Origin of the sequence: Hydrogenophaga palleronii NBRC 102513 (genome assembly GCF_001571225.1) — a bacterium.
GTDB classification, from domain to species: Bacteria; Pseudomonadota; Gammaproteobacteria; order Burkholderiales; family Burkholderiaceae_C; genus Hydrogenophaga; species Hydrogenophaga palleronii.
In genome coordinates this window covers 335,379-360,593 of sequence record NZ_BCTJ01000001.1, presented here as the reverse complement: position 1 = coordinate 360,593, position 25,215 = coordinate 335,379, and the positions used below count along the sequence as shown (strand labels likewise).

General features: G+C 69.8%; 25 protein-coding genes. 18 read left to right on the top strand and 7 right to left on the bottom strand.

Annotation, left to right across the window (positions count from 1 at the left end; translation table 11 throughout):
• Window positions 1–18: 18 nt before the first annotated feature.
• From HPA01S_RS01650 to HPA01S_RS01610, 9 genes are all read left to right on the top strand, one after another.
• Window positions 19–1,275 carry a benzoate/H(+) symporter BenE family transporter gene (locus HPA01S_RS01650; RefSeq protein ID WP_066265777.1) on the top strand — a complete coding sequence of 419 codons (1,257 nt, stop codon included), beginning with the start codon at window positions 19–21 and terminating at the stop codon, window positions 1,273–1,275.
• Between the two features lie 17 nt (window positions 1,276–1,292).
• Window positions 1,293–2,099, top strand: a complete 807-nt coding sequence (locus HPA01S_RS01645) for a YggS family pyridoxal phosphate-dependent enzyme (protein WP_066266193.1) — start codon at window positions 1,293–1,295, stop codon at window positions 2,097–2,099.
• A gap of 170 nt (window positions 2,100–2,269) precedes the next feature.
• On the top strand, window positions 2,270–3,229 hold the full coding sequence (locus HPA01S_RS01640; protein WP_066265770.1) for a LysR family transcriptional regulator: 960 nt from the start codon (window positions 2,270–2,272) through the stop codon (window positions 3,227–3,229).
• A gap of 257 nt (window positions 3,230–3,486) precedes the next feature.
• On the top strand, window positions 3,487–4,629 hold the full coding sequence (locus tag HPA01S_RS01635) for an ABC transporter substrate-binding protein (protein ID WP_066265765.1): 1,143 nt from the start codon (window positions 3,487–3,489) through the stop codon (window positions 4,627–4,629).
• A gap of 156 nt (window positions 4,630–4,785) precedes the next feature.
• Complete coding sequence (locus tag HPA01S_RS01630; RefSeq protein ID WP_066265763.1) at window positions 4,786–5,667, top strand: branched-chain amino acid ABC transporter permease; 882 nt, start codon at window positions 4,786–4,788, stop codon at window positions 5,665–5,667.
• A 2-nt stretch (window positions 5,668–5,669) separates the two neighbouring features.
• Window positions 5,670–6,533 (top strand): branched-chain amino acid ABC transporter permease, encoded by an 864-nt coding sequence (locus tag HPA01S_RS01625; protein ID WP_066265761.1) that lies wholly within the window; start codon window positions 5,670–5,672, stop codon window positions 6,531–6,533.
• Window positions 6,530–7,345, top strand: coding sequence for an ABC transporter ATP-binding protein (locus HPA01S_RS01620; protein WP_066265760.1), 816 nt, complete (start codon window positions 6,530–6,532; stop codon window positions 7,343–7,345). The genes HPA01S_RS01625 and HPA01S_RS01620 overlap by 4 nt, the downstream gene beginning before the upstream one ends.
• On the top strand, window positions 7,342–8,064 hold the full coding sequence (locus tag HPA01S_RS01615; RefSeq protein WP_066265759.1) for an ABC transporter ATP-binding protein: 723 nt from the start codon (window positions 7,342–7,344) through the stop codon (window positions 8,062–8,064). The genes HPA01S_RS01620 and HPA01S_RS01615 overlap by 4 nt, the downstream gene beginning before the upstream one ends.
• A gap of 78 nt (window positions 8,065–8,142) precedes the next feature.
• Entirely contained in the window at window positions 8,143–8,925 is a 783-nt protein-coding gene (locus tag HPA01S_RS01610) for an FkbM family methyltransferase (RefSeq protein WP_066266191.1), read from the top strand.
• Here the strand turns inward: HPA01S_RS01610 and HPA01S_RS01605 are convergent.
• Genes HPA01S_RS01605 through HPA01S_RS01595 form a run of 3 tightly spaced genes read right to left on the bottom strand, consistent with a single transcriptional unit; the run spans window position 8,920 to window position 12,103 of the window.
• A complete protein-coding gene (locus tag HPA01S_RS01605; RefSeq protein WP_066265756.1) occupies window positions 8,920–10,656 on the bottom strand; it encodes an alkaline phosphatase family protein in 1,737 nt (578 codons plus the stop codon). The two genes, HPA01S_RS01610 and HPA01S_RS01605, sit on opposite strands and share 6 nt — an antisense overlap.
• Before the next feature lie 31 nt (window positions 10,657–10,687).
• The gene (locus HPA01S_RS01600; protein WP_066265755.1) at window positions 10,688–11,287 is read right to left on the bottom strand and encodes a YceI family protein; all 600 of its coding nucleotides are present in this window, start codon (window positions 11,285–11,287) and stop codon (window positions 10,688–10,690) included.
• A gap of 3 nt (window positions 11,288–11,290) precedes the next feature.
• Entirely contained in the window at window positions 11,291–12,103 is an 813-nt protein-coding gene (locus HPA01S_RS01595; RefSeq protein WP_157084858.1) for a CDP-alcohol phosphatidyltransferase family protein, read from the bottom strand.
• A gap of 114 nt (window positions 12,104–12,217) precedes the next feature.
• Here HPA01S_RS01595 and HPA01S_RS01590 point away from each other — a divergent pair, with 114 nt between their 5' ends.
• The 4 genes from HPA01S_RS01590 to HPA01S_RS01575 are packed head-to-tail and all read left to right on the top strand — an operon-like array spanning window position 12,218 to window position 15,628.
• The gene (locus HPA01S_RS01590) at window positions 12,218–13,231 is read left to right on the top strand and encodes a zinc-dependent alcohol dehydrogenase (protein WP_066265753.1); all 1,014 of its coding nucleotides are present in this window, start codon (window positions 12,218–12,220) and stop codon (window positions 13,229–13,231) included.
• Between the two features lie 10 nt (window positions 13,232–13,241).
• On the top strand, window positions 13,242–13,664 hold the full coding sequence (locus tag HPA01S_RS01585) for a 6-pyruvoyl trahydropterin synthase family protein (protein ID WP_066265750.1): 423 nt from the start codon (window positions 13,242–13,244) through the stop codon (window positions 13,662–13,664).
• Between the two features lie 15 nt (window positions 13,665–13,679).
• On the top strand, window positions 13,680–14,738 hold the full coding sequence (locus HPA01S_RS01580) for a glycosyltransferase family 4 protein (protein WP_066265748.1): 1,059 nt from the start codon (window positions 13,680–13,682) through the stop codon (window positions 14,736–14,738).
• On the top strand, window positions 14,735–15,628 hold the full coding sequence (locus tag HPA01S_RS01575; protein ID WP_066265747.1) for a class I SAM-dependent methyltransferase: 894 nt from the start codon (window positions 14,735–14,737) through the stop codon (window positions 15,626–15,628). Before HPA01S_RS01580 ends, HPA01S_RS01575 begins: the two co-directional genes overlap by 4 nt.
• A 15-nt stretch (window positions 15,629–15,643) precedes the next feature.
• Here the strand turns inward: HPA01S_RS01575 and HPA01S_RS01570 are convergent, their stop codons facing one another.
• Window positions 15,644–16,621, bottom strand: coding sequence for a RibD family protein (locus HPA01S_RS01570; protein ID WP_066265745.1), 978 nt, complete (start codon window positions 16,619–16,621; stop codon window positions 15,644–15,646).
• A 34-nt stretch (window positions 16,622–16,655) separates the two neighbouring features.
• Window positions 16,656–17,372, bottom strand: a complete 717-nt coding sequence (locus HPA01S_RS01565) for a hypothetical protein (protein WP_066265742.1) — start codon at window positions 17,370–17,372, stop codon at window positions 16,656–16,658.
• A 179-nt stretch (window positions 17,373–17,551) separates the two neighbouring features.
• On the opposite strand from HPA01S_RS01565, the gene HPA01S_RS01560 reads away from it, so the two are divergent.
• The 4 genes from HPA01S_RS01560 to HPA01S_RS01545 all read left to right on the top strand — a co-directional run bounded on the left by HPA01S_RS01560 (window position 17,552) and on the right by HPA01S_RS01545 (window position 21,334).
• Complete coding sequence (locus HPA01S_RS01560; protein WP_066265741.1) at window positions 17,552–18,703, top strand: HPP family protein; 1,152 nt, start codon at window positions 17,552–17,554, stop codon at window positions 18,701–18,703.
• 132 nt (window positions 18,704–18,835) lie between these two features.
• Entirely contained in the window at window positions 18,836–19,729 is an 894-nt protein-coding gene (locus HPA01S_RS01555; RefSeq protein ID WP_066265740.1) for a universal stress protein, read from the top strand.
• A 65-nt stretch (window positions 19,730–19,794) separates the two neighbouring features.
• On the top strand, window positions 19,795–20,427 hold the full coding sequence (locus tag HPA01S_RS01550; protein ID WP_066266186.1) for an FMN-binding negative transcriptional regulator: 633 nt from the start codon (window positions 19,795–19,797) through the stop codon (window positions 20,425–20,427).
• A 118-nt stretch (window positions 20,428–20,545) separates the two neighbouring features.
• Window positions 20,546–21,334, top strand: a complete 789-nt coding sequence (locus HPA01S_RS01545; RefSeq protein ID WP_084360379.1) for an SGNH/GDSL hydrolase family protein — start codon at window positions 20,546–20,548, stop codon at window positions 21,332–21,334.
• Here the strand turns inward: HPA01S_RS01545 and opgC (HPA01S_RS01540) are convergent.
• Together opgC (HPA01S_RS01540) and opgC (HPA01S_RS01535) are read right to left on the bottom strand one after the other, a co-directional pair.
• The gene (gene opgC, locus HPA01S_RS01540; RefSeq protein ID WP_066265738.1) at window positions 21,324–22,484 is read right to left on the bottom strand and encodes an OpgC domain-containing protein; all 1,161 of its coding nucleotides are present in this window, start codon (window positions 22,482–22,484) and stop codon (window positions 21,324–21,326) included. The genes HPA01S_RS01545 and opgC (HPA01S_RS01540) overlap by 11 nt on opposite strands.
• Before the next feature lie 124 nt (window positions 22,485–22,608).
• The gene (gene opgC, locus HPA01S_RS01535) at window positions 22,609–23,751 is read right to left on the bottom strand and encodes an OpgC domain-containing protein (protein ID WP_066265735.1); all 1,143 of its coding nucleotides are present in this window, start codon (window positions 23,749–23,751) and stop codon (window positions 22,609–22,611) included.
• 61 nt (window positions 23,752–23,812) lie between these two features.
• On the opposite strand from opgC (HPA01S_RS01535), the gene tadA reads away from it, so the two are divergent.
• The gene (tadA, locus tag HPA01S_RS01530) at window positions 23,813–25,207 is read left to right on the top strand and encodes a tRNA adenosine(34) deaminase TadA (protein WP_066265733.1); all 1,395 of its coding nucleotides are present in this window, start codon (window positions 23,813–23,815) and stop codon (window positions 25,205–25,207) included.
• The last annotated feature ends 8 nt before the right edge of the window (window positions 25,208–25,215 follow it).

Here is a 25,215-nt window from a genome sequence, read left to right as displayed (position 1 = left end):
CCGGAGCCTTTTCAGGCCATGTCCACCGTTTCCTCTTCTTCCCCCTCCCGTTCGCCCCTGCGCTGGAGCGATCTCACCCATCCCGTCGTCGCCGGCCTGATCTCGGTCATCGTCAACTACGGCGGCACCTTCATCCTGGTGTTCCAGGCCGCCAAGGTGGCCGGCCTCAGCCCGGCGCTGACGGCTTCGTGGGTGTGGTCCATCTCCATCGGCGTGGGCGTGACGGGCATCCTGCTGAGCTGGCGCTTTCGCGAGCCCATCATCACCGCCTGGTCCACCCCGGCGGCGGCCTTCCTCGTCACGGCGCTGGCGGCCACACCCTACGCCGAGGCCGTCGGCGCGTATCTGATCTCGGCCGTGGCCTTCGTGCTGCTGGGCCTGTCGGGCTGGTTCGAGCGCGTCATCCGCCTGATTCCGCCGGGCGTGGCCGCCGGCCTGCTGGCGGGCATCCTGCTGCAGTTCGGCATCAAGGCCTTTGGCGGCATGAGCGTCGATCCGCTGCTGGCCGGGCTGCTGATCCTGGCCTATGTGGTGCTCAAGCGTTTCTCGGCGCGTTACGCGGTGGTGGGCATCCTGGTGCTCGGGCTGGCTTTCCTGCTGGCGCAGGACCGCGTCGATCTGTCGGGCTTGAGCCTGCAACTGGCGGCGCCGGTGTTCACGATGCCAGCGTTCTCGCTGAACGCGCTGTTGAGCGTGGCCCTGCCGCTGTTCCTCATCACCCTGACCGGCCAGTACATGCCGGGCATGCTGGTGCTGCGCAACGATGGCTTCAAGACCAGCGCCAACCCCATCGTGACCGTCACCGGGCTGGGTTCGCTGCTGATGGCGCCATTCGGCTCGCACGCCTTCAACATTGCCGCCATCACCGCCGCCATCTGCACCGGCCGCGAGGCGCACGAAGACCCGTCCAGGCGCTGGATCGCCGGCATCGCGGCCGGGGTGTTCTATATCCTGGTCGGCGTGTTCGGCGTCACGCTGGCCGCCGTCTTCATGGCCTTCCCGGCGACTTTCATCACCACGCTGGCCGGTCTGGCACTGCTGGGCACCATCGGCGGCAGCCTGGCCAGCGCGCTGGCCGATGCCCGCACCCGTGAGGCCTCGCTGATCACCTTTCTGGCGGCCGCTGCCAACATCAGCTTGCTGGGCATTGGCGGCGCGTTCTGGGGGCTGGTGATCGGGCTGCTCGCCCATGCGGTGCTCAACGGGCGTTGGCCGCGCCAGGCGCCGGCCCTGGCACCCAATGCACCCACCGTGCTCAACGAGAGGACGAACTGATGGAGCCGAAGCAATCGATGCCAATGCCTGCCGACACCCCAACCCGCCACGAGCAGCATGGCCGCTACCCCGAGGCCAGCACGGTCGAGGATTTCCGGCGCAACCTGGCGGCGGTGCAGGCGCGCATCAACGCCGCCTGCCTGCGCGCGGGACGCGAGCCGGCTTCGGTGCGCCTGCTGCCGGTCAGCAAAACCAAGCCCGAAGCCAGCCTGCGCCTGGCCCATGCCGCGGGTTGCAACATGCTGGGCGAGAACAAGGTGCAGGAGGCCCACCAGAAATGGGAGGCCATGCAGGACTTGAGCGATCTCCAATGGTCGGTGATCGGCCACCTGCAGACCAACAAGGCCAAGCTGGTGGCCCGCTTCGCCACCGAATTCCAGGCGCTCGACAGCCTGCGCCTGGCCGAGGCGCTGGACCGCCGGCTGCAGGCCGAAGGCCGTTCACTCGATGTGTTTGTGCAGGTCAACACCTCGGGCGAAGCCAGCAAGTACGGCCTGGCACCGGAGGACGTTGCGGCCTTCGTTCAGGCGTTGCCGGCGTTTTCGGCGCTGCGGGTCCGCGGGCTGATGACGCTGGCGCTGTTCTCCAGCGAGGCCGAACGCGTGCGGCAGTGCTTCATCCTGCTGCGTGATCTGCGCGATGAACTGCGCCAGAGCGCCCCTGGGGGCATCTGCCTGGATGAGCTGTCGATGGGCATGTCTGGCGACTTCGAGATCGCGGTCGAGGAGGGCGCCACCGTGGTGCGTGTCGGCCAGGCCATCTTCGGGGCCCGACCTTTGCCTGACAGCCACTACTGGCCGGGTGAGGTCAAGACGGAAGCGTGAACCGGCGGCGGCCCTGCTGCCGTGTGCGACTATGCTTCCTGCTCGCCTGTTGCGGCCTCTGGCTTCGACGCCATCGGCATCGCCCCTGGATGCCGGCAACAGAGAAGAAAGACAAAAACAGGCCCTTGCCGCGGCGTGCCGTGGCAGACCGGACCTGAGAGGAAGTCGTTTTGGAATTTCGCCAGCTCAAGTACTTTTTGTGCATCGCCGATAGCGGCAGCCTGTCGCGTGCCTCGAAGAAGTTGCACGTTGCCCAATCGGCGCTCAGCCGACAGATCATGGAGCTGGAGGCCGAGCTGGAGGTCACCCTGCTGCTGCGTGGCCGCAGCGGTGTGTCGCTCACACCCGAAGGCGAGGTGCTGTACGACTACGCCCTGGGCATCACCAAACAGATGGGCAACCTGCGCGCCGCCGTGCGCAACGCCAGCGACGCGGTGACGGGCTCCATCGTGCTGGCCTTGCCGCAGACCGTCACCTCGGTGCTGGCGCTGCCGCTGATGCGGGCTGCCGCCGCCACCTTTCCCGGCATTGCGTTCCGGCTCAACGAAGAGTTGTCGGGCAACGTGGTGGACCAGATGCACCGTGGCGTGATCGACCTGACGATCCTGTGCAACCCCGGCGCCCAGCAGAACCTGCGGTTCACGCCCCTGCTGGAAGAAGAGTTCGTGCTGCTGCGGGCGCCCCATGCTGTGGACGCGCCCACCGCCAGCAACCTGTCGCTGGCGGCCGCCTGTTCGCGGCCGATGATCATGCCCAGCCAGGACAACGGCCACACCACGCGCTGGGTGATCGAGGCCGCACTGCAAGCCGGTGGCTTGCCACCCTTGCAGATCGTCGCCGAGATGAATTCCATCCACCTGATCAAGAGCGCGGTGGAAGCGGGACTCGGCTGTTCGGTGATGCCGCTCGCGCTGGCCGAGCGCGAGGTGGCGGACGGGCGCCTGGTCGCGCACCGCATTGCGGCGGGCCGGCTGCGCCGCACGCTGGGCATCTGCGAGCCGCTGCACCTCACCGAATCAAAAGCGCGCCAGGCCATCTGCAACATGATCCGGCACACGGCGCGTGACATGTGTGTGAAGAAACAGTGGCCGGGCGCCCATTACCTGGACGTTGGCGCGCCGGTGTTGTGATGCCTGAGCGCGTTGCGCCGGGCAGGGCGGTTGCGCATGCACAGCCATGCCGCAACGCCATGCGAGTACACCGATCTATCCAATATGCAGATGGAAGCCTCTCAATTTGCTATAGTTTCCCCGTACAAACCCGGCTGCTTCGGCTTGCGAGCGGCCACACAATCGGGCGCTCCTGAACGGAGTGGGCGGTTCTGGCACCCCTGTCAGCCGCTGTCGGGAGACCCCGACTCCGTCAACCCATCCAAAGAGGTATCTCCGTGAGTTTCAAGAAAACCGCCGTCCTTTCATTGGCAGCCCTGGGCTTTGCTGCCAACGCTGCAGATATCAAGATCGGCGTTGCCGAAGCGCTGTCGGGCGGTGCCGCCCAGTACGGCGTGGCCATCCGCAACGGCTTTGAACTGGCCGCGGCCGAGATCAACGCCGCCGGTGGCGTCAACGGCGATCAGCTGGTGCTGGTCGTGGCCGACGAACAAGGCAAGAAGGAAGAGGCGATCAACGTCTTCAAGAAGCTGGTGTTCCAGGACCGCGTGCTGATGGTCTTCGGCCCCACCCTGTCGAACTCGGCCCAGGCCGGCCACCCGATCGCCCAGGCCGGCAAGACCGTCGCCTTCGGCACCTCGACCACCGCCGACGGCATCACCGCCATTGGCGACTACGTGTTCCGCAACTCCGTGACCGAAGCCGACGTGCTGCCCGAGACCATCAAGGTCGCGGTGAAGAACGCCGGCATCAAGAAGGTTGCCGTGATGTACGGCAACGACGACGTGTTCACCAAGAGCGGCTACGACAACTTCAAGAAGGCCCTGGAAGACCTGAAGATCCCGGTCACCACGACCGAAACCTTCGCCAAGGGCGACGTGGACTTTAAAGCCCAGCTGACCAAGATCAAGGCCAGCGGTGCCGATGCGATTGTGCTGTCGGCCCTGCTGGCCGAAGGCGCGCCCATCATGGTGCAGGCCCGCCAGCTCGGCCTGAACGTGCCGGTCATCGGCGGCAACGGCATGAACTCGACCAAGGTGTTTGACCTGGCCAAGGGCCAGTCCGACAACCTGTACGTCGGCAGCCCCTGGTCGGCCAGCAACGCCACGCCCGAGAACACCAAGTTCATCAAGGCCTACACCGAGAAGTACAAGGTTGCACCCGACCAGTTCGCCGCCCAGTCCTACGACGCGCTGCACATCGCCGCGCAAGCGCTCAAGACGGTGAAGCTCTCGGGCAACCTGCCTGCCGACCGCACCGCACTGCGCGATGCACTGCCCAACGTGAAGTGGACCGGTGCCACCGGCGCGTTCCAGTTCCGCCGCGCCACCGACAAGGCCGGCAAGCCGGCCGGCTACGACGCCCAGCAAACGCCCATCGTCAGCGTGACCAAGGGCACGGAGTTCGTCATCACCAAGTAAGCCGCTGCACCACGCACCTTCTTCGCGCCAGCGGGGAGGGTGCCGGCAGACGACCATGCAAACCTCTGCGACGACGGACACCCGGGGACCGTCGGCAGAGGTTGCTTTTCTTTAGATTTCGGTTCCGCGTTTTGCGCGGGACCCGGAGGCACCGCTTTGCTCGAACAGCAACTCGTCAATGCCCTCTCGCTGGGGTGCGTGTATGCGCTCTTTGCGCTGGGCTTCACACTCATCTTCGGCGTTCTTGGCGTCATCAACCTGTCTCACGGCGCGGTGTTCATGGTCGGCGCCTATGCGGCGGTGGAAGCCATGGCCGTGCTCGGCCTGCCGCTGTGGGGCGGGCTGCTGTTTGCCTTCCTGTTCTGCGGCGCGCTCGGCCTGTTGATCGACTTCCTGGTGCTGCGGCCGCTGCGTGCGCGCAATGCACCCCACCTGATCCCGATGATCGCCACCATCGGCGTGGCCATCATCCTGAACAACGGCATCCAGGGCATCTTCGGTGCGCAGAACATCCGCTTCCCGGCCGGTGTGGTGTCGGAAGAGTCCATCAACCTGGGCAACCTGCACCTGACGGCGCTGGAGCTCGGCATCATCGTGCTGTCGTTCGCGCTCATGGCCGTGCTGCTGCTGGTGCTCAAGCGCACCCAGCTCGGCCGCGCGCTGCGCGCCATCTCCGAGTCGCCGAAGGCGGCGCACCTGCTCGGGATCAACGTCGAGGGCCTGTTCTACATGACCTCGTTCGCGGCCGCCGCCCTCGGTGGCCTGGCCGGCGTGCTGATCGGCCTGTACTCCAACGCGGTGTTCCCGCTGATGGGCCAGCCGATCCTGCACAAGGGCATCGCGGTCATCATCCTCGGCGGCATGGGCGACATCCGCGGTGCGCTGCTGGGTGGCCTGTTCCTCGGTTTTGCCGAGGTGCTGTCGGTGGCCTACATCGGTTCGACCATGCGTGACGCGGTCGGCTTCGGCCTGTTGTTCCTGGTGTTGCTGCTGCGACCCAAGGGTTTGTTCGGCACGCTGCAAGAGCGCAAGGTCTGACGATGGAAGCGCTCTCCAATTTCTGGGCTGTTTACAGCAACGTGGTGCTGTCGCTCGGCACCAACTCCCTGCTGGCCTTGTCGATCTGGCTCACGCTGGCCTGCGGCATGCTCGCCATGGCCAATGCCGCCTTCATGGGCATCGGCGCCTACACCTCGGCCATCCTGACGATGAATTTCGGCGTGCCGTTCCCGGTGGCGATTGCCGGCGGCATGGCAGCACCGGCGCTGATGGCCTTCGTCATCGGCAAGCCCACGCTGCGCCTGTCGGGCGTGTACCTGGCCATGGCCACGCTGGCCTTCGGTGAGGTGGTGCGCATCGCCATCCTCAACACCGAAGACCTCACCGGCGGCGCGCTGGGCCTGAACGGCATTCCCGCGGTCACGCAGTGGTGGCATGTGCTGCTGGCCCTGGTGCTGGTGCTGTTCGGCCTCTGGCGCTTGCGCCGCTCCAAGGTCGGTCGGGCCTTTGAGTCGATCAAGGAAGACGAAACCGCCGCCGGCCTGATGGGCATCGACGTCGGCGCCAGCAAGATGCTGGCCTTCGTGCTCGGGGCCGCCATCGCGGGCCTGGCCGGCGCGCTGAACGCGCACCTGACCTTCTTCATCGGCCCGAACGAGTTCGGTTTCGACCGTGGCGTGGACATCCTCACCATGGCCGTGCTCGGTGGCATCAACAGCCTGTTCGGCCCGGTGCTCGGCGCGGTGATCCTCACCATGCTGCCCGAGTCGCTGCGCGCCTTCGGTGATTTCCGCATGGTCATCAACGGCATCATCCTGGTGCTGATCGTGCTGTTCCTGCCCAAGGGCATCTGGGACCCGGCGCGCATGCGCCAGTGGTTCGGCCGCAAGGGAGGTGCGCAATGAGCAACGCACCCTTGTTGACATTCGACGGCGTGTCGCGCCACTTCGGTGGCCTGAAGGTGCTGCAGGACGTGCACCTGGAGGTGCCGCAAGGCGGCATCTTCGGCCTGATCGGCCCCAACGGCGCCGGCAAGACCACGGTGTTCAACCTCACCACCGGCCTGCTGCCGGTCTCGGGTGGCAGCATCCGTTACCAGGGTCAGGACCTGGCCGGCCTCAAGCCGCACCAGATCACGCGCACCGGCATTGCACGCACCTTCCAGAACATCCGTGTGTTCAAGGAAATGTCGCTGCTGGAGAACGTGATGGTCGGCATGCATTCGCACCTGCGTTATGGCGCGGTCGGCCTGCTGGCATCCAGTGGCCTGTTCCGTAGCGAAGAGCGCCGCGCGCGCGACCGTGCGCGTGAACTGCTGTCGTGGGTGAAGCTGGACCACAAGGCCGGCGACATCGCCGACAACCTCTCTTATGGCGAGCAGCGCAAGCTCGAGCTGGCGCGTGCGCTGGCCACCGAGCCCAAGCTGCTGCTGCTGGACGAACCCGTGGCCGGCATGAACAGCGCCGAGAAGACCGACCTGATGGTCGAGATCCGCAACATCAGCGCGCGCGGCTACACCGTTTTCATGATCGAACACGACATGCGTTTCGTGATGGGCCTGTGTGAACACATCGCCGTGCTGAACTTCGGCCGCATCATCTCGCGCGGCGACCCGGATCACATTCGCAACGACCCGCAGGTGATCGAGGCCTACCTCGGCCGCGAGGAAGACGAAGCCGGCGGCGATGCCGCGCTGGTGGAAGGGGGTGCACGATGAGCAGCCCCGCATTCCTCCAGGTCGAAGGCCTCAAGGTCTCCTACGGCCACATCGAAGCCGTCAAGGGCATCGACCTGCAACTGCACGAAGGCCAGATCACCACGCTGGTTGGTGCCAACGGTGCTGGCAAGTCGACCACGCTCCTGGCCCTGTCGGGGCTGGTGAAGAAGGCCGCCGGCCGGGTGCTGCTGCAAGGGCAGGACCTGAGCGCGCTGCCGCCGCACAAGATCGTGTCGTCCGGCATGGTGCAGGTGGCCGAAGGCCGCGCCACGCTGACCACGCTCACGGTGCGCGAAAACCTCGAACTCGGCGCCTACACGCGCCGCGACGGGCGCGCCCAGCGCATGGACGACCTCGAACGTATCTACACGCTGTTCCCGCGGCTGAAGGAGCGTGCCGAAGGGCTGGCCGGCAACCTCTCGGGCGGCGAGCAGCAGATGCTGGCGATCGGCCGTGCGCTGATGGCCAAGCCACGCGTGCTGCTGCTCGACGAACCCTCCATGGGCCTGGCGCCCATCATCGTGCAGGAGATCTTCCGCACGCTGCGCGAGATCAACCAGAGCGGCCTGACCATCTTCCTGGTGGAGCAGAACGTGCGCCAGGCACTGAAGATCGCCGACCGCGCCTATGTGATCGAGACCGGCCGCATCGTGCTCGAAGGCAGCGGCCAGGAACTGCTGCGCGACCCCAAGGTGCAGGACGCCTACCTGGGCGGTTGACACCCGACCCCGTCGCCAGCGTTCTGCTGGCGACGGCTTCACCGCAACCGCGTGCGGCCCGCGCCGCACAATGCGGCCATGCACCCCGACACCCCTTTCTGGCAGCGCCTGGACCAGCGGCTGGGCGTGTGGCGCTCCTGGCTGGTCTACCGCGCCATTCCCTGGCGCGCGGCGCAGTTGCGGCGTTTCTACCGCCGCTTTGTGCCCGTGGGTGGCCTGGCCTTTGATGTCGGCGCGCACGAGGGCAACCGCGTGGCGGCGTTTCGCCAGCTCGGTGCGCGCGTGGTTGCGCTGGAGCCGCAGCCGGTGTTCGTCCAGCGTCTGCAGAAGCGTTTCGGCGGCGACGCACAAGTCACCGTGTTGCCGCAGGCACTGGGCCGCGCGGTCGGCCAGGCCCGCCTGCTGGCCAGCCCGCGCACGCCCACTGTGGCCACGCTGTCCGACGACTTCGTGCGACGCGCCGGTGCCGACCCCGCGTTTCGCCGCGTGCGCTGGCAGCACGGGCCACTGGTGTCAGTGAACACACTGGACGCACTGATCGCACAACACGGCGTGCCCGACTTCGTGAAGATCGACGTCGAAGGTTTCGAGCTGGAGGTGCTGCTCGGCCTGAGCCAGCCGCTGCCGGCGTTGTCGTTCGAGTTCGTGCCGGCGGTGCGCGACGTGGCGCTGGGCTGCGTCGAACGGCTGGAGTCGCAGGCCGGCGCGGGTGCCTACCGCTACGCCGTCTCGCTGGGCGAACGGCAGCGCCTGCTGCGGCCCGAGGGCGAAGACGCGGTGGCGATGTGCGCCTGGCTGCAGGCCTTGCCGCAGAACGCGCCTTCGGGCGACGTGCACGCCTGGCGTTGCCCGCCCTCATGAGCCGCCGCCCTGCACCGGGCTTGATGCCGGCAGGCCGGCGTGTTCCATCGGCGGGCCGCTGTGGCCATCGGAGCTGTCGAAGGCGTGCAGCAGCACCCGGGTCAGCTGGTGCATCGGCCCCACGCAGTGCGCTGGCGGTGTGATGCCCGGCACGAAGCCGTTGCCGAGCAGACGCTGCAGCAGGGCGGGGTCGTCGCTCACCACGTGCACCGGCACGTCCCAGGTCGCGCCCTGGCCACTCACCAGGGCGGCTGGCTGGTGGTCACCCACCACCACCATCACCAGCGGGTGCGGCGCGAGCTGCCGCAGGTAATCGGTCCACCAGGCGTATTGGTAACGTTGGCTCTCCAGGTACAGCGGCACCGGCTGCTGCAGCGCACGCGGCGCGGCCAGCGCTGCCTCGGCCTGCGCCGCGCTGTAGGCCTGGGGGCCCAGCAGGCGTGTCCAGTCGCTGCTGAACGGGGCGAGCGGGTGGAAGGGCGCGTGGGTGCTGGTGGTGGCGAACACCACGAACCTCGGCATGTGTGAAGCACGGCCTTCTCCGCGCTGCAATTCCTGCGCATGCAGCAAGGCCATGGAGGCCTGGTCGGGAATGCGCCAGTAGCCGAAGTCGGGCCCGCTGTAGCCGATGCCGGCATCGTCCGCCAGCCGGTCAAAACCGTAGAAGGCGCCTTCGGGCCAGGGCCGTTTGAGGCCCGGCATCCAGCCCACCGTGCGGTAGCCGTGGCGCGCAAAGTGCCGCACCAGTGTGGGCCGTTCGCTGGTCAGCAGCAGGTCGTGTGCGGCCGGGTCCTGGATGTCCAGGCCGGCCAGCAGGCTGGCATGAGACAACCAGGACGCACCGCCAAAGGTCGGCGCATTCACCCGCCCCGAGACCACATGGCGCCCGCCGGCCGCGATGGCCTGGGCCAGCGCCGCGCGTGGTGCGGCCAGGGCCTCGGCCTGCTCGGGCCGGTCGAAACTGGCCATGCCGTAGGACTCGGCAAACACCAGCAACACGTCGACGGGCCCTTGTGCCGTGCGCAGGCCGGAGAGGTCGCCGTCGAACGCCGGGCCGGTGCCGAGCACCGCCACCGCCGAGCCCGGCCACCACACCCGCGCCAGCAGCTGGCCCTGGTGCAGCAGGGTGGGCGCCAGCGGCAAGGAGAAGAACCAGCGAGTGTCGCGCTGGCCCGGCACGTAGGCGACAAAACTCAGCGCGAGCGCTGCCGTGCCCAGCCACAACCAGGGCCGCGGGCGTGGCCAGCTCGCGGCCTGCGCCAGGCAACGGATGGCACTGAGGACCAGCCACCACAGCAGGGCGGTGCCCAGCAGCAGCGCCAGCAACGCGGCCAACCGCTGCCAGCCCGGCAGGTCGTGCACGGCCACACGCAGCAGCTGGGCGGCGTGGCGGCCGTCCCAGTACAGGTTGACCGGGCGCCCTAGCACCGCGGGCGCGGTCACGTTGGCATAACGCACCAGCACCAGGGCCACGAACAGGCCGCTCAGCACATGGTGTGCGCGCTTCGACAGCGCACCGCGCCAGGCGACCCACGCTGTGAGCGCCGCCACCGCCAGGCAGAGTTCAAACGACAGGCGCGGCATGTAGGCCACGCCGAAACCCGGCCAGCGGTTCTCGAAAGTCCACAGTGTGTTGAGCAGCCCGAACGCCAGCCCGAAGCGCAGCAGCCAGCCGGCCAGCGGCGGTTCGCGCCGCGTGGGTGCCGGCTGGGGCAGGGTGGCTCGGCTCAAGGTGGGTGCGCCGCCGTTGCGGGCCGCATGCTCACTGGCGCACCGCTTCGAACTCGATGATCAGCGGCACCTCGTCGCCAACCCAGCCATTGCCCACGCCGTAAGCCATGCCGTAGGCGCTGCGCTTGAAGCTGCCACGCGCCGACACGCCCATCACATAGGGCTTGCGCAGCGGGCCGCCCATGGGCGATTCGGCGCTCTTGTTCCAGGTGGCCTGCAGGGTGAGCGGCTGGCTTTTGCCCAGCAGCTCCAGCTGGCCCTGGATTTCAAACTGGCGATCGCTGGTGCGTTTGGCGCTACTGGCGGTGAACACCATGCGCGGAAACTCGCCGCTGTTGAGGAAGTCCGGCCCCTTCAGGTGTTCGTCGCGCTTGCGCTGGTTGCTGAACACGCTGGCGGTCTCCACTTCGATGCGCACCTCCGTCAGCGTGGCCGTGGCCTCGTCGAAGCGGTAGCTGCCGCGCGCCGAGCGGAACATGCCCAGCACCTTGGCGTAACCGATGTGGTCGACCAGGAAACCGATGCTGATGTGGTCGGGGTCGAGTTCGTATTTCGCGGCCTGGGCCTGCGCGGGCGCGAGGGCCAGCAGCTGGGCGCTCAGCGCCAGGGGGAGCAGGAAAGCAGTGCGCATGGCTCAGGTCTCCGTTGGGGTGGGGCGCTGCCGCGCCAGGGTCCGCACGTCGATGGCGAACGAGAGGGTCAACAGGGCGAGGCTGGCGGCCGCCAGCCCGGCTGCCAGCGGCGGCGGCACGATGGGGCCGAGGCAGGCGATGAGGGTGGTGATCTGCACCACGCAGACGGTCTGGCGGCGCTTGCTCGGAGGCAGCGCGCCGTCCAGCCAGGGCCAGACGCGTGCCGCTGCCACGAAGGCATACCGCATCAGGCCCGAGGCCAGCACCCAGGGGCCGGCCTGTCCGGCCTGCAGCACCAGGGCGCACAGCACCAGGGTGAAGGCGGCGTCGGTCTCCATGTCGAAACGCGCGCCGAAGGCGCTGGCCAGGCCGCTGCGGCGGGCCAGCGCACCGTCCACCGCGTCACACAGGGCGGTGACGGTGGCGATCAGCACCAGCGACCAGGCCACCTCGGGCATGCCGGCCAGCGGCGGGCGGGGCAGGGGCTCGCCCACCAGTGCGGCGAGCAGGGCCACCGAGGCCAGCCGCAGCAGGGTGACGCCGTTGGCCGGCCCGAAGCGGGCATGCGGGTGGGTGGCGAGGCCGCGCCAGACCAGGCTGGCGCCCAGGCCGTAGGCCAGCAAGGCCTTGGCGGCGTGGTCCAGGCCCAGGCCGAATGCGGTGCCCGAGGCCACGGCCAGCACCGCCACCAGCACACCCACTGCCAGCAGCACGCGCGCGGTGTGTTGCCGCAGCGTGCTGGCTGCACCCGCGCCGCCCTGGGCCTGGGCCGGCGCGGCATCGGGAGCCAGAGGGGGCGGGCGGACGGCTTTCATGGGCGCATGTGCGGTGAGGGCGGTCTCGTTTCGCGGCTGGGCAGCACCACGGGGGCGGTTCTCGGCGATCATGGCACGCTCTACCGTTCCGACACCACTTCCACACATTCGTTCATGGCTTTTGCTTCCGACCCTTCCGCTTCCGTGCCCGCGTCGGCTTGCTGGGTGGTGGCCCCCGGCCAGGCCGAGCTCCGGGAAGAAACCCTGCCGCCGCTGCCCGACGGCTGGGTGCGCGTGCGCACGCTGCACAGCGGCGTGAGCCGTGGCACCGAGGGCCTGGTGTTCCGTGGCGAGGTGCCGGCGAGCGAAGCGGAGCGCATGCGTGCGCCGTTCCAGGCCGGTGAGTTTCCCGGGCCGGTGAAATACGGTTACGTGGCGGTGGGTGTGGTCGAGGCCGGGCCGGCCGGGTTGCTGGGCCAGCAGGTGTTCTGCCTGCACCCGCACCAGACGTTTTTTCAGGTGCCGGCCGAGGCGGTGTTGCCGCTGCCAGCCGGCGTGCCGGTCGCGCGCGCCGTGCTGGCGGCGCAGCTCGAGACCGCGCTCAACGCGCTGTGGGATGCCGCACCCAACCCGGGTGACCGTTTTGCGGTGGTGGGCGGCGGCACGCTGGGCCTACTGGTGGCCTGGCTCGCCGGCCGCCTGCCCGAGAGCACGGTGCAGGTGGTGGACACGAACCCGGCGCGCGCCGAGATGGCGCAGGCGCTCGGTGCCCGCTTCGCATTGCCCGAACAGGCCGAGCCGGGTGCCCAGCTGGTGTTCCACACCAGCGCGCAGGCCGCCGGCCTGGCCACCGCCTTGCGCCTGGCGGCCTTCGAGGCCACGGTGATCGAACTCAGCTGGTACGGCAACCGTGCGGTGAACGTGCCGCTGGGCGAGGCCTTTCATTCGCAGCGCCTCACGCTCAAGAGCTCGCAGGTCGGTCACGTAGCCGCACGCCAGCGCGCACGCTGGAGCCACCGCCAGCGGCTGGCACTGGCACTGTCCATGCTGGTCGACCCGGTGCTGGACCGCCTGATCACCCACAGCGCGCCGTTCCACGAACTGCCGCAGGTGCTGGAGCGCCTGGCGGGCAGCGGCGCCCCGGACGTGCTGTGCCATCGCATCGATTACCCAACCCCACTTCGCTGAGACCATCACCATGTACGCCGTCAACGTCAGAGACCATTTCATGATCGCCCACAGTTTCCAGGGCGCGGTGTTCGGCCCCGCGCAGCGCATGCACGGCGCCACCTACGTGGTGGACCTGGAGCTGCGCCGCGGGGCGCTGGACAGCGACGGCATCGTGGTCGACATCGGCCTGGCCACCCAGGTGCTGCGCGACACGCTGGCGGTGCTCAACTTCCAGAACCTGGACGAGATGCCCGACTTCAAGGGCGTCAACACCACCACCGAGTTTCTGGCGCGCGTGATCTTCGAGCACATCGCCGCGCGCATTGCCGAAGGCGCGCTCGGTGCCCAGGCCCTGCCCAGCGCCGACGCGCCGGGGCTGCAGAGCCTCAAGGTGACGCTGCACGAATCGCATGTGGCCTGGGCCTCGTACGAAGGCCGTCTGCCGGACTGAATGCCGGACTGAACGATGAGCGCACCGCGCCACTGCCACTTCCTGCTGCCCGGCGACTGGCACACGCCCACCGGCGGCTACACCTACGACCGCCGCCTGGGCCTGGCCCTGCGCGAGGCCGGCTGGTGCGTCACGCCCCACGTGCTGACGGGTGCCTGGCCCTGGCCGGACGAGAGCGATCTCGACGACGCCGCCGCACACATTGCCGCACTGCCCGACGGCACCCGCGTGGTCGCCGACGGCCTGGCCTTTGCCTGCCTGGCCGCGGTGGTGCGGCCACACGCCCAGCGCCTGCGCTGGCTCGCCCTGGTGCACCACCCGCTGCACCTGGAAACCGGCCTGACGGAGGCCGAACGGCAGGAACTGCGCAGCGCCGAAAGCGCGGCGCTGGCGCTGGCGCAGCAGGTGGTGGTGACCAGCCGCAGTACGCTGGCCGATGTCGCCGCCATGGGGGTGCCGGCCGCGCGCATCGCGGTGGTGGAGCCTGGCACCGACGCGGTCGCGCAAGTGCGCCGGCTGCGGCAGGCCGGTGCGCCACTGCGCCTGTTGTGCGTGGCCACGCTCACGCCGCGCAAGGGCCACGCGGTGCTGCTGCAGGCCCTGGCCGGGCTGCTGCACCTGCCCTGGGAGCTGCACCTGGTGGGCAGCACCGAGCGCGACCCCGCCACCAGCGCCGGCCTGCGCACGCTGGCCGAACCACTGGGCACGCGCGTGCACTGGCATGGCGAGGTGCCCGGCACGGCGCTGCCCGCGCACTACGCGTCGGCCGACGTGTTCGTGTTGCCTTCCCTGTACGAGGGTTACGGCATGGTGGTGGCCGAGGCGGTGGCGCAGGGCCTGCCGGTGGTCACCACCGACGGCGGTGCGCTGGCCCACACCTTGCCCTCCGGTGCCGGCCTGCAGGTGCGCGCCGGCAACGTGGCCGCACTGCAGGGCGCGCTGGCGCAGGTGCTGGGTGACGCGGCCTTGCGCGAGCGCCTGGCCGAGGGTGCCCGCACCGCCGCCGCGGCGCTGCCGGGCTGGCCGCAGCAGGCCGCGCGGTTTGCGGCCCTGCTGGAGGCATTGCACGCATGAGCACAGCGCCTTCCACCGCCGAAGGCTTCAGCGCCGAGTGGCTGGCGCAGCGCGAGCCGTTCGACGCACGGGCACGCGAGCACGCCGCCGAGCGGCTGCGCCTGCTGGCGCGGCTGCAGGCCTGGCGGCCCACGCCACCCGCCCCCTGGCGCGTGATCGACCTGGCCTGCGGCACCGGCGCCAATCTGCGCTGGTTGGCGCCGCGGCTGAGTGGTGCGCAGGAATGGCTGGTGGTGGACCACGACGCCGCGCTGCTGCAGCGCTGGCCCGAACGCCTGGGCCTCGCGCCGGCGCGCAAGGCGCTGCACCATCCGCTGAAGCTTGATGGGCCGGGCTTCAAGGCCACGGTGCAACGCCAGCAGGTCGATCTGGCCGCGAACCTCGAAGCCTTGCCCTGGCACGCGGCCGGGCTGGTCACGGCCTCGGCGCTGCTCGATCTGGTCAGCGAGGCCTGGCTGCAGCGCCTGGTGCGGCTGGCGGTGGATGCGCGCGTGGCCCTGCTGTTCACGCTCAGCGTGGACGGCGAACACGCCTGGACACCACGCGACCCGCTGGACGCCAGCGTCGGCGCGCGCTTCGCCGCCCACCAGCGGCGCGACAAAGGTTTCGGCCCGGCCCTGGGCGCGCAGGCGGTGCCAAGCCTGCAGGCCGCCTTGCTTGCCCATGGTTACCGCGTGTTCACCGCGAGCAGCGACTGGCGCGTGCCGGGTGACGGCGGTGCAGGTTCAGCCTTGATGGCCGCGCTCATTGAAGGCATGGCCAGCGCCGCGGCCGAACAGCAGCCGGCCCATGCCGCCGAGGTGCTGGCCTGGCGCGAGCGGCGCCTGGCCCATGCCGCGCACGGCGCGGTGCGGGTCGGCCATGTGGATCTGCTGGCCTTGCCGCGCTGACGGCAGCGAAACCGCTCAGCGCAGCTGGCGGCGCGCACTCAGGTCCAGATCCCAGAGCACGTCTTCGCCCAGCGCCAGCGTGCGCGTGGGTGGGCGCGGGCAGTCGGCCATGACGTCGTGCGCGGGCACGCACAGGCCGCGCCGGCCGTGGCCGATCAGCACCGGCGCCACCACCAGGTGCAGCCGGTCCAGCGCACCCGCGCCGAAGAAGCGCGACACCGTGGTGCCGCCACCTTCCACGAACAGCTGGCGCAGGCCGCGCTGCGCCAGCGCGGCGACCGCACGTTCGGGCCGGTAGCCCCGGCGGGCATCTTCGTCGTCCAGCAGGCCGGGCACCGCCAACACCTCGGCCGGGTGCGGGCCCCGTTCACGGTGGCCGTTGGCGTCCAGCCGTTCGCGCGCGGCGCTGGCGTGCCGCGCGTCGCACAGCCACAGCGAGGGTGCCTGGGCGTCGCTGAACACGCGCGAGCGGCCGTCCAGCCGCAAGCCCGGGTCCACCACCACGCGCACCGGTTGCGGGCCCGGCACGCGCCGCGTGGTGAGCTGCGGGTTGTCGATGGCGACGGTGCCCGCGCCCACCAGCACCGCGTCGCACAAGGCGCGCAGCCGGTGCAGGTGCAGCAGGCCGTGCGGGCCGTTGACGTAGTAGGAGTCGCCGGTGGCGGTGGCCACGAAACCGTCCAGGCTCTGGCCGAGCTGGGCCACCACCCAGGGCGCCAGGCGCGTGCTGTGGCGCGCGTCGAGCAAGGGTTTGTAGAGCGTGAACAGCGCCGCGCTGCGTTCGCTGCAGGCCATGCCGGGCTGCCAGCCCAAGCCATCGGCCCAGCGCAGCGCGCCCGGCGCGCGGTTGCTGTGGTGCTCCCGTCCGGTGGCGGTGCGCGCCTGCAGCATCTGTTGCCACAGCGCGGGCCAGTCGGCGGGAATGTCGCTGTCCGGTGCGTCGGCTTCGGGTGCGGCGGCGGGCCTGGCGTGCGCGGGCAGGGTGTGGGTCATCGCGCGTTCCTGGGCCGGTCGGCGCATGGGCTGCTCACTTCCACTGAGGGGCGTAATAGGCGTCGTCGGCGCCCGCGTCCGCCGCGGCGGCACCGGGGTTCGACAGCGTGGGCAACGAGGCGGCCACCACCAGGCCGGCGATGGCAAAGGGCAGCAGCGCCGCGCGCGGCACCTGCAGGCCAGACGCCGGCCGCCACCAGGCCCACAGGCCCGGCACCGCGCCTGCACTGGCTGCCAGCAAGACCAGCTGCGCCAGCAGCAGCGAGCCGCCGGTGCCCGCTAGCGCGGCCATGGCGAGAAGGAGGATCACGGTGATGGCAGACGGCACCACGCCGCGGCCACGGTTCGCAGGCAGCAGCAACAGGGCCAGCAGCGAAGCACCAGCCAGTACGCCAAGCGCCATGGTGGGCCACGGCGGCCCACCGAGCCAGACCTGCACGGCGGCCCAGAGCAGTGCGGCTGCGCCCCACAGGCCAAGCCGTCCCGTGCTGCTTTGGTGCCAGCCCTGCCTGTGGGCAAGGGCCGCCAGCAAGGCAGCGGCCAGCACCGCCCAGGGCAGCTTGGCGGCGCGAGCAGTGGCCGGCCACACGTAGCCGGGCATCACGGCCAGGGCCAGCAACAGCGCGGCCACACCACCCAGCACGGCCCAGCGCGGGCCGGCCAGTCGCAGCAGCAGCCACACGCCCAGCCACGACAGCAGGGCGGGCAGCAGCAGGCTTTCAAACGCGGGGTGGTGCAGCAGTACGGCCATGTGCGGCCATCATCGCAGTTTGAGCGCGCGATGCGCAAGCCAGAAGCAAGGGCTTTCCCCGGTGCGTCAGCGCACACAAGGCCGGCGCTGCGGGCGAGGCAGGCACCTAGAATGAAACGCCCGGCTGCAGCGCGCCCCGGCCTTGCCACGCAACCCATGAACCCCTGCGGAGACCTTGATTGAGCCTCGAAGGCGAGCCATTGCCCCCAAGTGCCTCCGGCGTGACGCGTTTTCTGCGCGCCTTCTGGCCCGCGCCGGTGCGCGTCGATGCACGCGAACGCTGGCGCAGCGCCGCCGGGGCCAGTCTGGGCATTCTGTTCGCCGCCTTGTTGAGCCGCTGGTGGGCCGGCGCGGGTGCGCTCGGGCCCTGGCTGGTGGCGCCCCTGGGCGCGAGCGCAGTGCTGGTGTTCGCCGTGCCGGCCAGCCCCTTGGCTCAGCCCTGGTCGGTGGTGGGCGGCAATACGCTGTCGGCCCTGGTGGGTGCGGCCTGCGCCATGCTGCTGCCCGATCCGGCTTGGGCCGCGGCGCTGGCGGTGGGGGTAGCGATTGCGCTCATGTTCGCGCTGCGCTGCCTGCACCCGCCGGGCGGTGCCACCGCACTGTTGACCGCGATGAGCGCCACCAGTTTCCAGTTTGCGCTGTTTCCCATGCTGGCCAATTCCGTGCTGCTGGTGCTGGCGGGTGTGCTCTACAACAGCCTGACCGGCCGGCCTTACCCGCACACGCAGTTGCGGCCGGCGGGTGAGCCGGCGCGCTTCAGCGCTGCCGACCTGGACGCCGCGCTGGCCCACTACAACCAGGTGCTGGACGTGAGCCGCGACGACCTGGAGGCGCTGCTGCACCACGCCGAGTCGGCCGCCTACGAGCGCAACTTCGGCAACCTGCGCTGCGGCGACATCATGAGCCGCGACCCGCTGGCCGTGTCCTTCGGCACGCCGTTGCACGAAGCCTGGGCGCTGATGCGGCAGCGGCGCATCAAGGCGCTGCCGGTGGTGGACCGGGCGCAGCGCATCGTCGGCATCGTGACCGTGGCCGATTTCATGCGCCACGCCGAACTGGACCGGCACGACGGCATCGCGCAGCGCCTGCGCAACCTGGTGCGCCGCAGCGGCACGCTGCACTCCGACAAGCCCGAGGTGGTCGGCCAGATCATGACGCGCGAGGTGCGCGTGGCCAGCGTGAACCGCCACCTGATCGAACTGGTGCCGCTGTTCTCCGAAGGCGGCCACCACCACATTCCCATCATCGACGCCGACCGGCGCCTGGCCGGCATCATCACGCAGTCGGACCTGGTGCGCGCGCTGTACCGCGCGGCCCGGCCGGGCAGCTGAAGGCCACGCGCCTTTGACGCAGATCAAACCGCGCGCGCTTCGGGCGCCGCACAGTGCCTGCGCCTGGAACTTGCGCGCCGCACGCCACTCTCCCGGGGTTGGCCACGTTAGCTTTCGTGAAAGGACAGACGATTGAGCACCATCACCACACCCGCCCACATCCTGCTGGCCACCGACCTCAGCAGCCGCAGCGACCGCGCCCTGGACCGCGCGGTGCTGCTGGCACGCGACTGGCAGGCCCAGTTGCTCGCGCTCACCGTGGTCGAGCCCGAGCCGGTCGAGTCGCGCCTGGCGGTGCTGGCGCGCGCCTCGGGCGAGGCCGCCGGCACCTCGCGCCGCGCCCTGGCCGAACGCCGCCTGCGTGCCGACCTGGCGGGCGAGGGCGCGTTGCCGCTGGTGCCCCGCGTGGAGCAGGGCGCCGTGACCGACACCGTGTTGACGGTGGCCGCCGCCGAAGGCAGCGGGTTGATCGTCACCGGCGTGGCGCGCAACGAGGCGCTCAGCCGCGTGGTGCTGGGTTCCACCGTCGATGCACTGGCGCGCCGTTCGCCCGTGCCGCTGCTGGTGGTGCGCAACCGGGCGCGCGAGAGTTACCGCCAGGTGGTGGTCGCGAGCGATTTTTCACCCGCCTCGCGCCACAGCCTGCGCACGGCGGCAGCCTTGTTTCCCGGCGCCACGCTCACGCTGTTCCACGCCTTCGACAACCCCTATCCCGCCATCGGCGGGGTGGACCCGGCGCAGGTGCGGGCCGACGGCCTGGCCCGCGCCGAGCGCGAGGCCGAGGCCTTCATCCGTTCCTGCGAGCTGCCGGCCGAGGTGGCGCAAAGCTTGCGCACCTGGCTGGAGCATGGTGACGTCGGCCTGCTGCTGCACCACCACGGCCAGGCCAACCCGGCCGACCTAGTGGTGCTGGGCACGCGGCAGCGTGGTGGTGTGCTGGGCCTGCTGCTGGGCAGCGCGGCGCAGCGCGCGCTCGAGATCGCCGAAAACGACGTGCTGGTGGTGCCCGGTACCGCGCCCGACTGAATCAGCGCAACCTGCGCGTATCCCCGGGCTGGCGCGGGCCTTGCGCCATCGGCATGATGCGGTGCATGTACCTGCCTCCCCAGTTCACGGCCAAAGACCCTGCCATCGCGCTTGAGTTGATGCGCGCCCACCCGTTCGCCAGCCTGATCTCCACCGACGACGAAGGCCTGCCCTTCGTGACGCAGCTGCCGCTGCACCTGCTGGAGGAAGGCGACGGCACGCTGACCCTGCTCGGCCATTGCGCGCGGCCCAACCCGCACGGGCGCTACCTGCGCGCGCGGCCGAAGGCGGTGGTGAGTTTTCTCGGGCCGCACGCCTACATGACGCCACGCGTCTACCCCGACCTGGCGCGCGTGCCGACCTGGAACTACCTGGCGGTGCAGGCCACCGTGGAGGCGCGCTTTGTCGACAGCTTCGACGACAAGGACCGCCTGCTCAAGCACCTCATTCACGACCACGACCCGGCCTATGCCGAGCAATGGCGCGCGCTGGACATGGAGTTCCAGCACCGGCTGATGCAGGGCATCACCGCCTTCGAGCTGCGCGTGACCGCGCTGCAGTGCAAGGTCAAGCTCAACCAGCACCGCCCGGAATCACACGCCAGCATGCTGTCGCACTACGACGCCGGCAATGCCGACGAACAAGCCCTGGCCGGCTGGATGCGCCGCCTCGGGCTGACGGGCGGCGGCCCCGCCTGAGGCCCGCATACAACGGATCGGCTCCATGCGCGTGGACGCGCCGGAAACGGATATTTACACTTGGCGGCTGTGAACTTCCCGCGCCGGGCGCGGGTCCACAGACCTCTTCCCCCCCCCGATGAACACCGTGCCATACACCTCTTTCCGATCGCCTCACGCACGCTCCCGCCAGCTGGCGCTGGCCGTTCTGCTGGGCCTGGGGCTGCATGCCGCGGCGTCGGCCGACGGCAGCACGGCCGCCATCGTAGCCGCAGCGCCCAGCCCCGTTGCGGCGGTGGCGCCCGCTGCGGCGCCGGTGCAGCTGGCCGCGATCGACCCCCGCTGGAGCGCCAGCTTCGAGGCATTTGCCGCCGCCGACCAGCGCCAAGCCCCGCAGGCCGGTGGCGTGGTGTTCGTGGGCAGTTCGTCGATCCGGCTCTGGAACGACCTGGAAACCAGCTTCTCCGGACAGCCGGTGGTGATCAAGCGCGGTTTCGGTGGCTCGCAGCTGCTGGACTGCGTGAAGCTGGTCGACCGGCTGGTGCTGCCCTACCAACCACGCCAGGTGGTGGTGTACGCGGGTGAGAACGACCTGTCCGAAGGCGCCACGCCACAGCAGGTGGCCGAGCGCTTCGCCGCCTTCGTGCAGGCGGTGAAGGCGGCCTTGCCCGAGGCGCGCATCGCCTTCGTCTCCATCAAGCCCAGCCCCTCACGCGCCGGCATGATGGCGGCGGTGAAGGAGACCAACGCGCTGATCCAGGCCTACAGCACCACCGAGCCGCAGCTCGACTTCATCGACATCTTCTCCGCCATGCTCGATGCGCAGGGGCAGCCGCGTCCGGAACTGTTCCTGGGTGATCGCCTGCACCTCAACGCCGACGGTTACGCCATCTGGCAGCGCATCATCGCCCAGCACATCAAGGGCTGAGGCGCGTCGGCGCTGCCGGCCGCGCCTGCCGCCGCCGCTGGGCCACGCGCCGGTCGTGCGCCACCGACACCCGGGCCACGGCCCACAGCGCGTAGAAAGCCACGAACAGGATCAGCAGGTCCACCGACCAGGGCCGGTCCGGGTTCGTGGCGCCGAACATCGCCAGCGCCAGCAAGGCCACCACCAGGTGGGCGCAGAACACCGGCAGGGCGGCTTTGCCCAGGGTTTCCAGCGGCCGCCAGCGCGGCAGATGGGCCTTGAGCCAGGGCGCGAAATACATTACCAGCGCGAGCAGGGCCAGCAGGTTGATCAGGCGCAAGGGGCCGAGATGCCACTTGTCGAACATCAGGTTGATCGCCGAGCCTGCCGGCATCGGCGACTGGCCGACCGCGTGGCGCCAGAAGAGGGCGGCGAGCGCAAACAGCAACGCCACACGCAGCAACCAGCGCGGGAAGCGGGTGGGCTGGTGGCCCGGCGCGCTGTGCTGCTCGCCCATCCACAGGCCCATGACCCAGAGGAACTGCCAGGCCAGGATTTCGAACGCGCCCATGTCCTGGTAACGCAGCGGCATGTCAAACCAGCCATTGGCGAACTGGTACAGCGCCGGGCCCAGGCCGAACTGGGCGCCGAACCACAGCAGCAGGCTCAGGCCCATCACGCCGGCCCAGCCGTGAGCCTCCACGTGCAGCAGGATCAGCGGGCTCACCAGCATGAAGATGATGTAGATCGGCAGGATGTCGAGCAAGGCCGGGCTGTACAGCAACAGGCCGGCGCTGGCCATGGCGACGACGGGCCGTTCGAGGAAAAAGGACAACAGGTCGGTCACCGCGCCTTCGCGCAGCGCCAGGCCGAGGCCGGCGATGGCGGTGAAGGCAAACAGCAGCAGCGCCAGCTGGCAGGCGTAGAGCTTGAGGGCGCGGTTGAAGAACGCGGTCTTCATCGCCTCCGCACCCTGCGTGCGCGCCTTGCCGGCGTACACCCGGCCGGCCATGTAGGCCGAGAGCAGCACGAAGCCTTCGGCCGCAGACACATAGCCCAGCGGCTGGCCGAACGGGCTGGCGAGTCGCGTCGGCAGGTGGGTCAGCGTCATCAGCACGAGCATCAGGCCGCGCATGGCGTCCAGTTCCCACTGGCGGTTGTCCTGGCTCATCGGGGTGTTGTCGTCGGATGCAATCGGGAGAAGGGCTTGCGGGTGGGGGTCGACCTGCGAAGGTAACCCATCGCGGCCGGCGGTCCGGCGTGGGCTGGCAGTGCCCCCGCGCGCGGGTCGGGCGTCAGAACGCCCGCGGGCGGTTGTGCCAGAACAGCCGCAGTGGCCGGCCACCACGCGCCTGTGTGTCAAGTGCCATGGCCACGCCGAACAGGCCGGCGAAAGCGGCGACCAGCAGCACCACGTCGGTGGTCCAGGGCCGCTGCACCTGGGTCGAACCGAAGAAGGCGAGCGTGAAGAGGGCGATCACGATGTGGGCGCAGAACACCGGCAGCGCATGCCGGCCCAACAGTTCCAGTGCGCGTGGACGCGGCAGCGTGCGCACCAGCCAGGGCCCGGCCGTCACCAGCACCACGAACACACTGGCGAAGTTGAGCACCCGCATCGGACCCAGCGCCCACTTGTCGAGCAGCAGGCCCACCGCCGGCAGCCAGGGCAGAGGGGCCTGGCCGGCGACGTGGCGCCAGACCAGCATGCCCAGCGCATACAGCGCGGCGGGCGCGACGATCCAACAGGGCAGGCGCGGCAAGGGCTGCTGCCGCGCACCGAGCGCAAGGCCCACCACCCACAGCGCCTGCCAGGCCAGCCAGTGGAAAGCACCGGTATCGCGGTAGGCAATGGGCAGGCCGGTGGCGCTGACCACCAGCCCGTACAGCAACTCGCCCAGGCCCCATTGTTCGCCCAGCCAGAGCAGGCCGCTGAGCGCCAGGATGCCCTGCCAGCCGTGCCGCATGGCATGGCGCATCAGCCAGGGGCTGAGCAGCATCAGCGCGATGTACAGCGGCAGGATGTCGAGCAAAGGCGGTTTGTGCAGCAGCAGCACGGCGCCGGCCACGGCCGCGGCCGGGTCGATGAAAAAGAACTCCAGCAGGCCGGTGACACCGCCTTGCCGGTTGAGCACACCCAGCCAAGCGATCAGGGTGAAGGCCAGCAGCAGCAGGCCGAGCTGACACAGGTAGAGCTTGAAGGCGCGCTGATGGAACGCGGTCTGCATCGCGTCCACGCCGTCGCGCCGGGCCCGGCGGCCGTACACATGCGCAGCCATGAAGGCGGACAGGAACACAAAACCCTCGGCCGCGGAGACGAAGCCGAACGGCTGGCCCGATGGCAACGAGAAGCTCGTTGGCATGTGGGTCAGGGTCATCAGGACGAGCATCAGGCCGCGCAGGGCGTCGAGCTCCCAGCGGCGTGTCGGGGCGTGTGGCATGGGGTCAGCGGGCAACCCGCGATCATGCCAGAGGCCACAGGCGCTGGCCTACACTCGCCGCATGCCCCGCCCACCCGCACCCGACGACGCCCACTTCATGCGCCTGGCCTTGGCCGAGGCGCGTGCTGCGGGCGAAGCGGGTGAGGTGCCGGTGGGGGCCGTGGTGGTGAAAGACGGCGTGGTGCTGGCAACCGGCCGCAACGCACCGGTGGACGGCCACGACCCCACCGCCCACGCCGAGATCGTGGCTCTGCGCGCCGCCGCACGGGCGCTGGGCAACTACCGGCTCGACGGCTGTTCGCTCTACGTGACGCTGGAACCCTGTGCCATGTGCAGCGGCGCCATGCTGCACGCGCGGCTGGCGCGAGTGGTGTTCGGCGCGGCCGACCCCAAGACCGGCGCGGCCGGCTCGGTGCTGGACCTGTTCGCGCACACGCAACTCAACCACCAGACGCAGGTGCTGGGCGGTGTGCTGGCCGGGGAGGGCGCCGAGCTGTTGCGTGGTTTCTTCCAGGCACGGCGCGGCGGCAATCCACACCCGTTGCGCGAGGACGCGCTGCGCACGCCGGACGCGCGGTTCCAGAACCTGCCGGCTTATCCGTGGGCGCCGCACTACATCAGCGACCTGCCGGCCTTGAACGGCCTGCGCCTGCACCACCTGGACGAAGGGCCGCGCGATGCGCCGGTCACCTGGCTCTGCCTGCACGGCAACCCGGCCTGGAGTTACCTGTATCGCAAGATGATCCCGGTGTTCCTGGCCAGCGGTGGGCGCGTGGTGGCGCCAGATCTGATCGGCTTCGGCCGCAGCGACAAACCCAAGAAGGAGGGCGCGCACAGCTTTCACTGGCACCGGCAGGTGCTGCTGGAACTGGTGGAGCGCCTGGACCTGCAGAACGTGGTGCTGGTGGTGCAGGACTGGGGCGGGCTGCTCGGCCTCACACTGCCCATGGCTGCGCCGCAGCGTTACCGCGGCCTGCTGGTGATGAACACCTTGCTGGCCACCGGCGAGCAGCCGCTGTCGCCCGGTTTTCTGGCCTGGCGCAAGATGTGCGCGCAGAACCCGGGCTTCGACATCCCGCGGCTGTTCGCGCGTGGCAACCCGCAGATGAGCGCCGAGGAGTGCGCCGCCTACGACGCGCCGTTTCCAGACCGTGGCCACCGCGCTGCACTGCGCGCGTTTCCGCCCATGGTGCCGGAGCGGCCGGACGACGAGGGCGCCGCCCTGGGTCGCGAAGCACTCGAGTTCTGGTCGCAGCGCTGGTCGGGCCAAAGCCTGATGGCCGTCGGCCTGCAAGACCCTGTGTTGGGCGAGCCGGTCATGAACGCCCTGCACGCGGTGATCCGCAATGCCCCCGAACCGCTGCGCCTGCCGCAGGCCGGTCATTTCGTGCCCGAACACGGCGCAACCATCGCCGAAGCCGCGGTGCGGCATTTCGCTGCCGTGCGCCCTGGATAATCAACCCC

What these genes read in the sequence shown, in the direction of transcription:
- HPA01S_RS01650 (WP_066265777.1), top strand. Translation starts at nt 19, where the DNA reads ATGTCCACCGTTTCCTCTTCTTCCCCCTCCCGTTCGCCCCTGCGCTGG.
- HPA01S_RS01645 (WP_066266193.1), top strand. Translation starts at nt 1,293, where the DNA reads ATGCCAATGCCTGCCGACACCCCAACCCGCCACGAGCAGCATGGCCGC.
- HPA01S_RS01625 (WP_066265761.1), top strand. Translation starts at nt 5,670, where the DNA reads ATGGAAGCGCTCTCCAATTTCTGGGCTGTTTACAGCAACGTGGTGCTG.
- HPA01S_RS01620 (WP_066265760.1), top strand. Translation starts at nt 6,530, where the DNA reads ATGAGCAACGCACCCTTGTTGACATTCGACGGCGTGTCGCGCCACTTC.
- HPA01S_RS01615 (WP_066265759.1), top strand. Translation starts at nt 7,342, where the DNA reads ATGAGCAGCCCCGCATTCCTCCAGGTCGAAGGCCTCAAGGTCTCCTAC.
- HPA01S_RS01610 (WP_066266191.1), top strand. Translation starts at nt 8,143, where the DNA reads ATGCACCCCGACACCCCTTTCTGGCAGCGCCTGGACCAGCGGCTGGGC.
- HPA01S_RS01600 (WP_066265755.1), bottom strand. Translation starts at nt 11,287, where the DNA reads ATGCGCACTGCTTTCCTGCTCCCCCTGGCGCTGAGCGCCCAGCTGCTG.
- HPA01S_RS01595 (WP_157084858.1), bottom strand. Translation starts at nt 12,103, where the DNA reads ATGAAAGCCGTCCGCCCGCCCCCTCTGGCTCCCGATGCCGCGCCGGCC.
- HPA01S_RS01590 (WP_066265753.1), top strand. Translation starts at nt 12,218, where the DNA reads ATGGCTTTTGCTTCCGACCCTTCCGCTTCCGTGCCCGCGTCGGCTTGC.
- HPA01S_RS01585 (WP_066265750.1), top strand. Translation starts at nt 13,242, where the DNA reads ATGTACGCCGTCAACGTCAGAGACCATTTCATGATCGCCCACAGTTTC.
- HPA01S_RS01580 (WP_066265748.1), top strand. Translation starts at nt 13,680, where the DNA reads ATGAGCGCACCGCGCCACTGCCACTTCCTGCTGCCCGGCGACTGGCAC.
- HPA01S_RS01575 (WP_066265747.1), top strand. Translation starts at nt 14,735, where the DNA reads ATGAGCACAGCGCCTTCCACCGCCGAAGGCTTCAGCGCCGAGTGGCTG.
- HPA01S_RS01570 (WP_066265745.1), bottom strand. Translation starts at nt 16,621, where the DNA reads ATGACCCACACCCTGCCCGCGCACGCCAGGCCCGCCGCCGCACCCGAA.
- HPA01S_RS01565 (WP_066265742.1), bottom strand. Translation starts at nt 17,372, where the DNA reads ATGGCCGTACTGCTGCACCACCCCGCGTTTGAAAGCCTGCTGCTGCCC.
- HPA01S_RS01550 (WP_066266186.1), top strand. Translation starts at nt 19,795, where the DNA reads ATGTACCTGCCTCCCCAGTTCACGGCCAAAGACCCTGCCATCGCGCTT.
- HPA01S_RS01545 (WP_084360379.1), top strand. Translation starts at nt 20,546, where the DNA reads ATGAACACCGTGCCATACACCTCTTTCCGATCGCCTCACGCACGCTCC.
- opgC (WP_066265738.1), bottom strand. Translation starts at nt 22,484, where the DNA reads ATGAGCCAGGACAACCGCCAGTGGGAACTGGACGCCATGCGCGGCCTG.
- opgC (WP_066265735.1), bottom strand. Translation starts at nt 23,751, where the DNA reads ATGCCACACGCCCCGACACGCCGCTGGGAGCTCGACGCCCTGCGCGGC.
- tadA (WP_066265733.1), top strand. Translation starts at nt 23,813, where the DNA reads ATGCCCCGCCCACCCGCACCCGACGACGCCCACTTCATGCGCCTGGCC.